The 12,161-nt window shown below is 67.6% G+C and carries 11 protein-coding genes; 4 read left to right on the plus strand and 7 right to left on the minus strand.

Going from position 1 to position 12,161, the window contains the following annotated elements:
- Positions 1-16 precede the first annotated feature (16 nt).
- A complete protein-coding gene (locus VK682_RS10075) occupies positions 17-898 on the plus strand; it encodes a DMT family transporter (RefSeq protein ID WP_089847210.1) in 882 nt (293 codons plus the stop codon).
- On the opposite strand, the gene VK682_RS10080 is transcribed toward VK682_RS10075, so the two are convergent.
- Positions 895-2,055 carry a mechanosensitive ion channel family protein gene (locus VK682_RS10080; RefSeq protein ID WP_230794311.1) on the minus strand — a complete coding sequence of 387 codons (1,161 nt, stop codon included), beginning with the start codon at positions 2,053-2,055 and terminating at the stop codon, positions 895-897. The genes VK682_RS10075 and VK682_RS10080 overlap by 4 nt on opposite strands.
- A 219-nt stretch (positions 2,056-2,274) precedes the next feature.
- Here VK682_RS10080 and eno point away from each other — a divergent pair, with 219 nt between their 5' ends.
- Entirely contained in the window at positions 2,275-3,549 is a 1,275-nt protein-coding gene (gene eno, locus VK682_RS10085; protein ID WP_230794310.1) for a phosphopyruvate hydratase, read from the plus strand.
- A 256-nt stretch (positions 3,550-3,805) separates the two neighbouring features.
- Here the strand turns inward: eno and VK682_RS10090 are convergent, their stop codons facing one another.
- Both VK682_RS10090 and VK682_RS10095 read right to left on the minus strand, forming a co-directional pair.
- A complete protein-coding gene (locus VK682_RS10090; protein WP_089847204.1) occupies positions 3,806-4,207 on the minus strand; it encodes a cell division protein ZapA in 402 nt (133 codons plus the stop codon).
- Positions 4,204-4,767, minus strand: a complete 564-nt coding sequence (locus VK682_RS10095; RefSeq protein ID WP_089847422.1) for a hypothetical protein — start codon at positions 4,765-4,767, stop codon at positions 4,204-4,206. Before VK682_RS10095 ends, VK682_RS10090 begins: the two co-directional genes overlap by 4 nt.
- A 268-nt stretch (positions 4,768-5,035) precedes the next feature.
- Here VK682_RS10095 and tkt point away from each other — a divergent pair, with 268 nt between their 5' ends.
- Positions 5,036-7,051, plus strand: coding sequence for a transketolase (gene tkt / locus VK682_RS10100; RefSeq protein WP_230794309.1), 2,016 nt, complete (start codon positions 5,036-5,038; stop codon positions 7,049-7,051).
- Positions 7,052-7,141: 90 nt separating this feature from the next.
- On the opposite strand, the gene VK682_RS10105 is transcribed toward tkt, so the two are convergent.
- Positions 7,142-8,107 carry a DUF808 domain-containing protein gene (locus tag VK682_RS10105; protein ID WP_230794308.1) on the minus strand — a complete coding sequence of 322 codons (966 nt, stop codon included), beginning with the start codon at positions 8,105-8,107 and terminating at the stop codon, positions 7,142-7,144.
- Between the two features lie 237 nt (positions 8,108-8,344).
- Here VK682_RS10105 and gap point away from each other — a divergent pair, with 237 nt between their 5' ends.
- Positions 8,345-9,355 carry a type I glyceraldehyde-3-phosphate dehydrogenase gene (gap, locus tag VK682_RS10110; RefSeq protein WP_089847198.1) on the plus strand — a complete coding sequence of 337 codons (1,011 nt, stop codon included), beginning with the start codon at positions 8,345-8,347 and terminating at the stop codon, positions 9,353-9,355.
- A 181-nt stretch (positions 9,356-9,536) separates the two neighbouring features.
- Here the strand turns inward: gap and VK682_RS10115 are convergent, their stop codons facing one another.
- Genes VK682_RS10115 through VK682_RS10125 form a run of 3 tightly spaced genes read right to left on the minus strand, consistent with a single transcriptional unit; the run spans position 9,537 to position 12,135 of the window.
- Positions 9,537-10,745 carry a beta-ketoacyl-[acyl-carrier-protein] synthase family protein gene (locus tag VK682_RS10115; protein WP_089847196.1) on the minus strand — a complete coding sequence of 403 codons (1,209 nt, stop codon included), beginning with the start codon at positions 10,743-10,745 and terminating at the stop codon, positions 9,537-9,539.
- Entirely contained in the window at positions 10,742-11,002 is a 261-nt protein-coding gene (locus VK682_RS10120; protein ID WP_089847194.1) for an acyl carrier protein, read from the minus strand. Before VK682_RS10120 ends, VK682_RS10115 begins: the two co-directional genes overlap by 4 nt.
- A 38-nt stretch (positions 11,003-11,040) precedes the next feature.
- Positions 11,041-12,135, minus strand: a complete 1,095-nt coding sequence (locus tag VK682_RS10125) for a UDP-3-O-(3-hydroxymyristoyl)glucosamine N-acyltransferase (RefSeq protein WP_089847192.1) — start codon at positions 12,133-12,135, stop codon at positions 11,041-11,043.
- Positions 12,136-12,161: the final 26 nt, after the last annotated feature.

Below are 12,161 nucleotides of genomic sequence, written 5' to 3' on the forward strand. Positions count from 1 at the left end.
CCTCGGGGGACAGCACTTGGACACGCTTCGCGCCATCTTCCTGATGGTGCTCGCCATGGCTTTGCTGGCCGCCAGCGACGCCTTTCTGAAACTCGCCAGCCAGCACGCGCCGGTGGGACAGGTCATGCTGATGCTCAGCCTCGGCGGCACGGCGGTGTTCGTGCTGATGGCGCGGGCGCGGCGGGTGCGCCTGCCGCTGTCGGATCTGCGCAACCGGCTGGTGCTGCTGCGCTGCGCCTTTGAAATGGTGGGGGCCGTGGGCATGCTGGTGGGCCTGTCGAAGGTGCCGCTGTCGGTCATGGCCGCCATCATGCAGACCGCCCCGCTGGTGGTGGTGCTGGGCGCCGCGCTGTTCCTGAAAGAGCCGGTGGGCTGGCGGCGATGGGCGGCGGTGCTGACCGGCATGGTGGGCATGCTGATGGTCATCCGCCCCTTCGGCGCCACCTTCACCGGCTGGGAACTGTTCGCCGTCATGGGCGTGACCGGGCTTGCCGCGCGCGATCTGGTGACCCGGCTGCTGCCGCCGCACATGCACCCGATCTCGATCTCCACATGGGGCTTTGCGGCGGTGATTCCGGTGGGGCTGGCGCTGATGCTGCTGACAGGGGCAGCACCGGTGCTGAACCTGCAGGTGGCGGTCTTCATGCTGGGGGCCATCGTGGTCACCACGGCGGGCTATCTGGCGGTGACGGCCGCCATGCGCATGGCGCCGGTCTCGGCCGTGTCGCCGTTCCGCTATGCCCGGCTGATCTTTACCGCGGGGCTGGGCATGGCGATCTTCGGCGACCGCCCCGATGGCTGGACATGGGCGGGCGCGGCGCTGATCCTTGGCGCGGGGCTGTACAGCTTCCTGCGCGAACGCAGGCTGGCCCGCGCCGCCATGGCCGCGGCGGGTTAATCCGGCGCGCCGCCGCCCACCACCTCGATCTCGGGCGGCAGGCGGCGGTCGGGCCCGTCCACCGACACCGTCTCGCGCGTGCGGGGCAGCGCATGCGGCATCTCGCGCTGCACGAACCCGATGATCTTCTCGCGGATCTCGCAGCGCAGATCATAGGTGCGCGCCGCGTTGCGGGCCGAGGCGAGGATGCGCACCTCCATAACCCGTTCGCGGAAATCCGTGACCTGCACCGCGAACACCTTGCCGTCCCACAGCGCCGAGCGTTCCACCACCTGCTGCGCCTCGGCGCGCAGCCCGTCGATATCGGTGGCATGGTCGAGATACAGCAGCACCACCCCGATCAGCGACGAGGTTTCCCGCGTCCAGTTCTGGAACGGCTGTTCGATGAAATAGCCCAAGGGCACGATCAGCCGCCGCCAGTCCCAGATCTTGATGACCACATAGGTGCCGGTGATCTCTTCGACCTGCCCCCATTCGCCTTCGACGATCACCGCGTCGTCGATGCGGATCGGCTGCGTTACCGCCAGCTGGATCCCGGCGATGAGGTTCTTGAGCACCGGCTGGAAGGCGAAGCCGACCACGATCCCCGCCGCCCCCGCCGAGGCCAGCAGCGACACCCCCCATTGCCGCACGCCGTCAAAGGTCATCAGGATGGCCGAGACGCAGATGATGGTGATGATCCAGCCCGCCAGCCGCACGAGGATGCGGCTTTGCGTGACATGTTTGCGCGCAAGGAAATTGTCTTCGGCATCCAGCGTGAACTTGCGCAGATGCACCGTGGTCCAGATCTGCAGCGCGGTATGCAGCACCCATGCGACAAGGATGATGAAGGCGATAAGCAGGCCGTGCCGCGCCAGATCGGCCCCCGCCGCGCCAAGCGGCGCCACCGCCACCCCCAGCGCCAGCGCCGCCACCACCAGCCCCATGCGCAGCGGACGCCGCGTGCGCGACACGAGGCTGCGCCAGAACAGGTCGCGGCTGCGCACCATCCGGGTCAGGAACCAGAACACCGCCCGGAACGCCATCACCCCCACAAGGAAGAACGCCGCCAGCACCGCCAGCGGCATCACCCATGCCGGCAGCACCGGCAGGACCGTCTCGACCTGTTCCGACAGCGCCTCGACCTGCGCGCCAAGCTGTTGCAGTTCCTGTTCCATGCCGTCCTGCCCTGCAGCGCCCGCCGGGCGTCGCGCGGCATCCCCTGATGTTGCACCTGCAGCAAGAGCTAGCGGGCGGCGGCGCTTTGGCAAAAACCCGGTGGCAGGTGTTAGCGCAACCCCTTGGCGCCAAGGCATGTTAGCGTTACCGCGCGCGTTTACTTTCGCGCCGCACCTGCTATGACGGGCGCGAACTCATCCTGTGCGAGGGACTGCGCCATGAGCACCATCATCGACATCTTTGCCCGTGAAATCCTCGACAGCCGGGGCAACCCGACGGTCGAGGTCGACGTCACGCTGGAAGACGGCACCATGGGCCGCGCCGCCGTGCCTTCGGGTGCGTCGACCGGCATCCATGAGGCGGTGGAAAAGCGCGACGGCGACATGGCCCGCTACAAGGGCAAGGGCGTGCTGGAGGCGGTGGCTGCCGTCAACGGCGAGATCGCCGAAGCGCTGGTGGGCTTCGAGGCCACCGAACAGCAGTCCGTCGACATGGCGATGATCGAACTGGACGGCACCGAGAACAAGGGCCGTCTGGGCGCCAATGCCATCCTCGGCGTGTCGCTGGCCACCGCCAAGGCCGCAGCGGCCTATTGCGACCAGCCGCTTTACCGCTATGTCGGCGGCACTGCCGCCCGCGTGCTGCCGGTGCCGATGATGAACATCATCAATGGCGGCGAACATGCCGACAACCCGATCGACATTCAGGAATTCATGATCATGCCGGTGGCCGCGGAAAACATCCGCGAGGCCGTGCGCATGGGATCCGAAGTGTTCCACACGCTGAAAAAGGAACTGTCGGCGGCGGGCATGTCCACCGGGCTTGGCGACGAGGGCGGCTTTGCGCCCGAGCTGAAATCCACCAATGACGCGCTGGATTTCATCCTGAAAAGCATCGAGAAGGCGGGCTACACCCCGGGCGAGGACATCTATCTGGCGCTCGACTGCGCCTCGACCGAATATTACCGCGACGGCAAATACGAGATGAAGGGCGAGGGCCTGTCGCTCTCCTCCGCCGAGAATGTCGCCTATCTCAAGAAGCTCTGCGACGCCTATCCGATCATCTCCATCGAGGATGGCTGCGCCGAGGATGACTGGGAGGGCTGGAAGATCCTCACCGACGAGCTGGGCGGGCGCGTGCAGCTGGTGGGCGACGATCTGTTCGTCACCAATCCCGAACGGCTGGCCATGGGCATCGAGCGCGGCGTCGCCAATTCCATGCTGGTCAAGGTCAACCAGATCGGCACCCTGTCGGAAACGCTGAAGGCCGTGGATATGGCCCACCGCGCCCGCTACACCAACGTGATGTCGCACCGCTCGGGCGAGACCGAGGATGCCACCATCGCCGATCTGGCCGTCGCCACCAATTGCGGACAGATCAAGACCGGCTCGCTGGCGCGTTCCGACCGGCTGGCGAAATACAACCAGCTGATCCGCATCGAAGAGATGCTCGACGAGGTCGCCGAATACGCCGGACGCTCGATCCTGCGCTGAACCGCGGCCCGCAGGCCCGCGGGCGCTGCAGCTGACGGATAAAAAAGAGAGGGGGCGCTGCCCCCTCTTGGCCTTCGGCCAATTCACCCCCGGGATATTTCTGCCAAGAAGAAGAGGCAGAGCGTTGGTCCCGCCTTCTTCTGCCCCCAAATATCCCCGCCGGAGGCAGGCCTGAGCATGCCGCAGGCGGGCGGCCCGGCAGGCGCGCGGGGCTGCCGCCGCGCCTTAGTTCCGGGACCGCCGCGCGCGCCGGCGGTCAGCCGGTTGCCTTTTCCTCCACCGCCTCGGCCAGAGCCTCGGAGCGGGCGGCGAGTTCGGCCAGCGCCTCGGTCACGCTTTGCGGGATCACCGGCACCTCGATCTGTTCCGGCGCGGGGGCGGGCCGGTCGCGCAGCGCGCGCAGTTCGTCGCCCTGCGCCCTGAGCCGGTCTTCCGCCTCGCGCAGCCGGTCCTCGAGCCCGGCGGTCTTGTCGGCCAGCATCAGCCCCGCCATCAGCAGCATGCGCGATTCCGGCATGCGCCCGATCTGGTCGACCAGCACCTGCGCTTCGGTGTCAAGCATGCGGGCGGCGGCAAGCAGGTACTGTTCCTCGCCCACCTGACAGGCCACGTCGAAATTGCGCCCGCCGATGGTCACATGCACTTCGGTCTGGCTCATGTCTGTGTCTCCTCTGCGGCGCCCTGCGGCGCCGGGCTTTCGGCCCCGGACAGGAGCGGCTCCAGCGCGCCCAGCACCGCCCGCGCCTCGACGCGTTCGGCATCGCGTTCGGCGCGCAGCGATTCAAGCTCCGCCAGCATCGCCTGATTGACCAGATGCGGCTCGCCCACACCCGCTTCCAGCGCGGCGCGCATGTCCTCGTGCGAGCGGCGCAGCATGTCATTGGCCTGCCGCAGCCGCTGCAGCGCGCCGTCGAGTTCGGCCATGGTGTCGCGCTGCACCGCGATCTGTTCGCGCAGCCCGGCATCGGCGCCGTCGGCCAGCCGGGCATGCAGCAGCTTCACCCGCGCCTCAAGCTGGGCATTGGCCATGCGCTCTTCGTCCAGCGCGGCGGTGAGCTGCTCCAGATCCTCGCCTGCGGGCGGCGGCGGTGCATCCTCTGGCAGGGGGGCCGCGGCGGGCTCCGGCAGCGGCGCGGGGGGCGCCAGATGGTCCACCCCCAAGGCAATGCGGTCCAGCGCCCGCGCGATGCGCGATTGCAGCTCGTCGATCTGGGTCATCATGCTCCCTTCGTCCCTTGCCTCCGGTCTTTGGCGGACCGGACGGCCCGCGCGGGGTTTTGTCACGCCTGCGTCCCGGGGACGAATCAGGCGCAGCCCCTTGCGGGAAAGTGTAACAAGCGGCGCGGAAAAATGCGCCCCTTATGTTCCAATGCCTTAGAGGGCGCAGCTGGCTTTGCGCGGGGACTTGCCGGGGCCCCGCGCTTGAACTTCGTGGCCACGCTGCTATTCAGCCCGAAGACGGCTTCCGGAAAAAGGATTAGGCCCCGTGGACATCGACGTGCTTCGCAGCAAGACCCCCGAACACTGGACCCGCGCCTGCGCGATCCGCGCTCTGACGCTGGACGCGGTGGCGGCGGCCAATTCCGGCCATTCCGGCATGCCGATCGGCATGGCCGATGTGGCGACCGTGCTGTGGTCCAAGCATCTGAAATTTGACGCCAAGGCGCCCGGCTGGCCCGACCGCGACCGCTTCATCCTGTCGGCGGGCCATGGCTCCATGCTGCTTTATTCGCTGCTCTATCTCAGCGGCGATGCCCAGATCACGCTGGAGGAGGTGAAGAACTTCCGCCAGTGGGGGGCACGCACTGCGGGCCATCCGGAAAACTTCCTTGCCGACGCGATCGAGACCACCACCGGCCCGCTGGGTCAGGGGCTCGCCACTTCGGTGGGCTTTGCCATGGCCGAGGAAATCCTGCGCGGGCGCTTCGGCTCCAAGGTCGTGGATCACCACACCTATGTCATCGCCGGCGACGGCTGCCTGATGGAGGGCGTGAGCCAGGAGGCGATCACGCTGGCGGGCCGCTATAAGCTGGGCAAGCTGATCGTGCTCTGGGACAACAACGGCATCACCATCGACGGCAAGGTGTCGCTGTCGGACATCACCGACCAGCCCGGGCGCTTCCGCTCGGCAGGCTGGGAGGTGATCGAGATCGACGGCCATGATCCCGAGGCCATCGATGCCGCCCTGACCCGCGCCAAGGCCAGTGCAGAGCCGACCATGATCGCCTGCAAGACCCATATCGCGCTGGGACATGCGGCGCAGGACACCTCCAAGGGTCATGGCGCGCTGACCAATGCCGAGCAGAACACCGAAGCCAAGCGCATCTGGGGCTGGACCGGTGCGCCGTTCGAAGTGCCGGGCGACGTGAAGTCGTGGTGGGAAGATGTGGGCGCGCGCGGCGCTGCCGACCGCGAGGCCTGGGAAGGCCGTTTTGCCGGGCTGAGCGACAGCCGCCAGCGCGAGTTTTCGCGGATGATGGCGGGCGAGGCGCCGAAGAAGCTGGCCAGCGTGATCCGCGCGCTGAAAAAGCAGGTTTCGGAAAGCGCGCCCAAGGTGGCGACCCGCAAGGCCTCGGAGATGGTGCTGGAGGTGGTCAACCCCGTGCTGCCGGAAACCGTGGGCGGCTCTGCCGACCTGACCGGGTCGAACAACACGCTGACCAAGGACATGGGTGTCTTTGACGTGGAGAACCGCAAGGGCCGCTACGTCTACTGGGGCATCCGCGAACATGGCATGGCGGCGGCGATGAACGGCATGGCGCTGCATGGCGGCGTGCGGCCCTATGGCGGCACCTTCATGGCCTTTACCGATTATGCCCGTCCCGCGATGCGGCTTGCGGCGCTGATGCAATGCCCGACGGTGTTTGTCATGACCCATGACAGCATCGGTCTGGGCGAGGACGGCCCGACCCACCAGCCGGTGGAGCATCTGGCGATCAGCCGCGCCACGCCCAACACGCTGGTGTTCCGCCCCGCCGATACGGTGGAGACGGCGGAGGCGTGGGAGATCGCGCTGACCCAGACCGGCACGCCGTCGGTGCTGTCGCTGACCCGGCAGAACCTGCCGACGCTGCGTCTGGAGCACAAGACCGGCAACCTCACCGCCAAGGGCGGCTATGTGCTGGCCGATGCCGAGGGCAAGCGTCAGGTCATCCTGATCGCCACCGGCTCCGAGGTGGAGATCGCCATGGCGGCGCGCGAGCTGCTGCAGGCCGAAGGCATCGGCTGCCGCGTGGTGTCCATGCCCTGTTTCGAGCTGTTCGCGCAGCAGGACGAGGCATGGCGCCGCCGCGTGCTGCCCGCAGGCCCGGTGCGGGTCGGCATCGAGGCCGCAACCGGCTTCGGCTGGGACCGCTGGCTTCTGGGCGAGCGGGGCCGCGAGGCCAAGGCGGCGTTTGTCGGCATGGACGGCTTCGGCGCCTCGGCCCCGGCGGAGGTGCTTTACGAGAAGTTCGGCATCACCGCCGCCAATGTGGCGGCCAAGGCCAAGGCGCTGCTCTGACCGGGATGGCGCAGGGGGGCGCTGCCCCCCGCCCCTTCGGGGCTCCCCCCGGAGTTTTCCCGGCAAGATGAATGACAGAGTAGCGGCCCCTTAGTGGGCCGCTTCTTTTTTGCCGAAAAGCGGCATCAGCAGCTTGGTCGCGACCGGCACCAGCAGCAGGCCCCAGATCAGGCCAAGGATGCCGTCGATGAAGGCGGTGACGGTCCAGAGGGCGGCGGGCTGCAGGTCGGGCGACAGCAGATGCGCGGCGCCTTCGGCGAGGTGATGGATGGTTTCTTCCGGGGTATGCCAGCCCATTTCCGCCAGCGAATGCACGAGGATCGAGCCGCCCACCCAGAGCATGGCCACGGTGCCCACGGTGGAGAGCAGCTTCATCACCCACGGCATGCCCTTGACGATGCCGCGCCCCAGCGCGCGGGTGGCGCCAAGGCGGCCCACCCGGCTGAGCCAGAGGCCGATATCGTCCATCTTCACGATCAGCGCCACCGCGCCATAAACCGCCGCCGTGATGGCAAGGCCCACCAGCGCCAGCGCCAGCGCGCGGATCCACAGTTCCGGCGCGTCGATGGCCGAAAGCGAGATGGTCATGATTTCCGCCGAGAGGATGAAATCGGTCTTGATGGCGCCCTTGACCTTCTGTTCCTCCAGATGGGCCGGATCCTCCACCGCATGGCTGCCATCGGGGCCGCCCTGTTCGGGATGCGGCAGCAGCACGTGCAGGATCTTCTCCGCCCCTTCGAAGCACAGATAGGATCCGCCAAGGATCAGCAGCGGCGGGATCGCCCATGGCGCAAAGCTGGACAGCAGCAGCGCCACCGGCAGCAGGATCACCAGCTTGTTGAACACCGAACCGCGCGCGATGCGCCAGATGATCGGCAGTTCGCGCGCGGCCTCGAAGCCGTGCACGTATTTGGGCGTCACCGCCGCGTCGTCGATCACCACGCCTGCGGCCTTTGAGCCCGCCTTGGCGGCATGGGCCGAGATGTCATCCACAGAGGCCGCCGCCACCTTGGCAAGCGCCGCCACATCATCAAGTAGCGCCAGAAGTCCGCTCATGTCCGTTTCCGTTCCGCTGCTGCATCCGCTTGCGCACCCTAGCCCGCGGCGCGGCGCCTGCAAGGGAGGCCGGAGGCGCATCACGCTTTGCCCCTGCTTTGCCCAAGCGGTGCGCATGTTAGCGCCCACGGTGAGGTTTATCGCTAACATATTGCAGATAAAGGATTTTTCAGGTTGCCGGAGGGGGTTCCGCCTGTATACGGAACCCGACCCCGCCTCAGCCCAGGAGACGCTGCGATGACTGTGACTGTCGGTATCAATGGATTTGGCCGCATCGGACGCTGCACGCTGGCCCATATCGCCGAAAGCGCGCGCAATGACGTGCAGGTGGTGCGGATCAATGCCACCGGCCCGATCGAGACCGCGGCGCATCTGCTGCGCTATGACAGCGTGCATGGCCGCTTCGCCGGCGAGGTGAAGGTGGTGAACGGTGCCGCCCTGGATCTGGGGCGCGGCCCCATCGACGTGATGTCGAGCTATGATCTGGGCGCGCTGGACTGGAGCGGCTGCGATGTGGTGCTGGAATGCACCGGCAGCTTCAACGATGGCGAGAAGGCGGTGCAGCACATCCGTCAGGGCGCCAAATCGGTGCTGATCTCGGCCCCGGCCAAGAACGTGCAGCGCACCGTGGTTTACGGCGTGAACCACCGCGAGCTGCTGGCGGGGGATGTGATGGTGTCCAACGGATCCTGCACCACCAACTGTCTGGCGCCGCTGGCCAAGGTGCTGGACGAGGCCATCGGCATCGAAAGCGGCATCATGACCACCATCCACAGCTATACCGGCGACCAGCCGACGCTGGACCGGCGCCATGCCGACCTTTACCGCGCGCGCAGTGCCGCCATGGCGATGATCCCCACCTCCACCGGCGCGGCCAAGGCGCTTGGCGAGGTGCTGCCGAACCTGAAGGGCAAGCTCGACGGATCGGCGATCCGGGTGCCGACGCCCAATGTCTCGGCGGTGGATCTGACCTTTCAGGCCAGCAAGGATGTCACGGTCGCGGATGTGAACGAGGTGGTGCGCGAAGCCGCCGCCGGGCGCATGGGCATGGTGCTGGCCTATGATCCCGAACCCAAGGTGTCGATCGATTTCAACCACACCACCGCCAGTTCGATCTTTGCCCCCGAACAGACCAAGGTGGTCGGCGGGCGCACGGTGCGGGTGCTGGCATGGTATGACAACGAATGGGGCTTTTCAGCGCGGATGGCCGATGTCGCCGCCGCCATGGGCCGGCTGCAGCAGGGCTGAGAGGCTGTCCGGGGGGCGCTGCCCCCCGCCCCTGCGGGGCTCCCCCCGGGATATTTTGACCAAGAAGAAGCGGCAGGAGCGCGGCGCCTGCCGCTTCTTCTTGGCTCAAATATCCCCGCCGGAGGCGGCCGGACGGCGCCGCCGGGGCCACGTGGCAGACGGGGGCGCGCGGCGGCCGCGCTCAGATCCGGCGCAGCGCCAGCACGGCGTTGAGCCCGCCAAAGGCGAAGGCGTTGGAGAGCACCACCGAGACATCCGCCTGCCGCGCCTCGTTCGGCACCACGTCGAGCGCGCATTCGGGATCGGGCTCTTCGTAATTGATGGTGGGGGCGATCACGCCTTCGCGCAGCGCCATCAGGCAGGCCAGCAGTTCCACCGCCCCGGTGCCGCCGATGCAGTGCCCGTGCATGGATTTGGTCGAGGAGATCAGCAGCCGGTCCGCCTGCGAGCCCATCACATCGGCCACGGCGGCGCATTCGGTCTTGTCATTGGCGGCGGTGCCGGTGCCATGGGCGTTGATATAGCCCACCTCGCTGCGGTCGATGCCCGCGTCGCGCAGCGCGCCCGCGATGGCACGGGCCGCGCCCTGTTTGGAGGGCATCACGATGTCGGCGGCATCCGAGGTCATGGCAAAGCCTGCCACCTCGGCGAGGATCTCGGCGCCACGGGCGCGGGCATGCTCGTATTCCTCGAAGACATAGACCCCGGCGCCCTCGCCCTGCACCATGCCGTTGCGGTTGGCGGAGAACGGGCGGCAGGCGTCGCGCGACATCACGCGCAGCCCTTCCCATGCCTTCACCCCGCCAAAGCACAGCATGGATTCGGTGCCGCCGGTAACCATGACCGGGCAGCCACCCGAGCGCACCATCTGATAGGCGAGCCCCATGGCGTGGTTGGAGGAGGCGCAGGCGGTGGCCACGGTGAAGCTGGGGCCGCGCAGGTTGAATTCCATCGACACATGGCTTGCGGCGGCGTTGTTCATCAGCTTCGGCACCACGAAGGGATGCACGCGGTTCTTGCCCTCTTCATAGACCGAGCGGTAATTCTCGTCCTGCGTCGTGAGCCCGCCGCCGGAGGTGCCCAGCACCACGCCGGAGCCATCGGCGAGCCCGTTGGAGAATTCGAGCCCCGACTGTTCGATGGCCTGCCGCGCCGCGATCAGCGCGAACTGGGTGAAGCGGTCGTAAAGCGCCAGCTGCTGCCGGTTGAAGGCGGTGACCGGATCATAGCCCTTCACCTGCCCGCCGATGCGGATCGACAGCCGTTCGACATCGCGGAATTCCAGCGGCCCGATGCCGCAGCGGCCTTCGCGCATCGCCTCCAGCGTGGCGGGCACGTCGCGTCCCAGTGCGTTGATCGTGCCCGCGCCGGTGATGACGACGCGTTTCACGACTGTTTCTCGTTCACCAGCCGTTCGATGCCCGCCACGATGGCGGCAACCGAGGAAATGTCGAAATCACTCTGGTCGGGTTCATTGGCATTGAACGGGATCGTGATGTCGAAGGCTTCCTCGATGGAGAAGATGCTTTCCACAAGCCCGAGGCTGTCGATCCCCAGATCCTCCAGCGTGCTGTCCATCGTCACATCCGCAGGCTCCAGAACGGCCTGTTCCGCGATGATCGCGATCACCCTGTCCTTCACACTCATGGCGCGGCGCTCCTTGCTCGTCGCTTGTCTGCGTCGATCTATCCATTCCCCGCCAGCTTGGAAACCGCTTTCTTGAGATCGGCGACTTCGCGGAACAGGCGCGGCAGGCGGCGCAGGCCCTTGTAGCTGTCCACATGCGCGGCCATCTGCATGGCGGGATAGCCCAGCATCACCCGGCCCGCAGGCACATTGGCCAGCACCTTGGTGGCGCCCCCGGTGATCACGTTATCCCCGATGAAGAGGTTGTCCGACACCCCGGTCTGCCCGCCCAGCACCACGTTGTTGCCGATGCGGGTGGAGCCCGCGATGCCCACCTGCGCGCAGATCAGACAGTTGTTGCCCACCACCACATTATGGCCGATCTGCGCCAGATTGTCGATCTTGACGCCATGACCCAGCACCGTGTCGCGCACCGTGCCGCGGTCGATGCAGGCATTGGCCCCCAGTTCCACATCGTCGCCAAGGCTCACGGCGCCCAGCGAATGGATGCGCGCCCAGGCCTGCGGCGCGGTCTCGGCGCCCTCCTCGCCCAGACTGGCACGGGCACGTTCCACGCCCGACACTTCGGGGGTCACGAAGCTGAAGCCGTCGGCCCCCACCACCGCACCGGGCTGGGCGATGAAGCGCGCGCCGATGCGCACCCGCGCGCCGATGCGCACGCCGGTATGGATCAGCGCGCCGGGGCCGATCTGCGCGTCCCAGCCGATCCAGACCTGCGGGGCCAGCACCGATCCGGCGCCGATCCGCACCCCTGCCCCGATCACGCAGAACGGCCCCACCGACACGCCTTCGCCCAGATCGGCGGAGGGATCGATCACGGCGCTGGGATGGATGCCCGGCGCATGGCCCTGCCCAAGGTCAAGCCGCGCCGAGAGCCCCGCCATGGCATGACGCGGGCGCTTCGACAGCAGCGCGGCGGCAAGGCCCATGCCCTGCCAGTCGGCGCCGTCCCACAGCAGGGCGGCCCGCGCCTGCCCCGCGCCGATCTGCGCGGCAAATTCCGGCTTCAGCGCCAGCGCCAGATCCGTGGCCCGCGCGCTGGCGGGTTCGGCCACGGCGGTGATGCGCAGCGTGGTGTCGCCTTCGGCCCGCAGCCCGAGGGCTGCGGCAAGGTCTGCGATGGTATGGGACATGGCGGCCTCCGGGATGGGTTCCCGCA

Source organism: Salipiger marinus (genome assembly GCF_035481585.1).
GTDB lineage: Bacteria > Pseudomonadota > Alphaproteobacteria > Rhodobacterales > Rhodobacteraceae > Salipiger > Salipiger marinus.

Bases quoted from the DNA above. Each gene is read 5' to 3' on its own strand.
- VK682_RS10095 (WP_089847422.1), bottom strand. From the start codon at position 4,767: ATGACCCAGATCGACGAGCTGCAATCGCGCATCGCGCGGGCGCTGGAC.
- VK682_RS10105 (WP_230794308.1), bottom strand. From the start codon at position 8,107: ATGAGCGGACTTCTGGCGCTACTTGATGATGTGGCGGCGCTTGCCAAG.
- gap (WP_089847198.1), top strand. From the start codon at position 8,345: ATGACTGTGACTGTCGGTATCAATGGATTTGGCCGCATCGGACGCTGC.
- eno (WP_230794310.1), top strand. From the start codon at position 2,275: ATGAGCACCATCATCGACATCTTTGCCCGTGAAATCCTCGACAGCCGG.
- VK682_RS10090 (WP_089847204.1), bottom strand. From the start codon at position 4,207: ATGAGCCAGACCGAAGTGCATGTGACCATCGGCGGGCGCAATTTCGAC.
- VK682_RS10080 (WP_230794311.1), bottom strand. From the start codon at position 2,055: ATGGAACAGGAACTGCAACAGCTTGGCGCGCAGGTCGAGGCGCTGTCG.
- VK682_RS10125 (WP_089847192.1), bottom strand. From the start codon at position 12,135: ATGTCCCATACCATCGCAGACCTTGCCGCAGCCCTCGGGCTGCGGGCC.
- VK682_RS10120 (WP_089847194.1), bottom strand. From the start codon at position 11,002: ATGAGTGTGAAGGACAGGGTGATCGCGATCATCGCGGAACAGGCCGTT.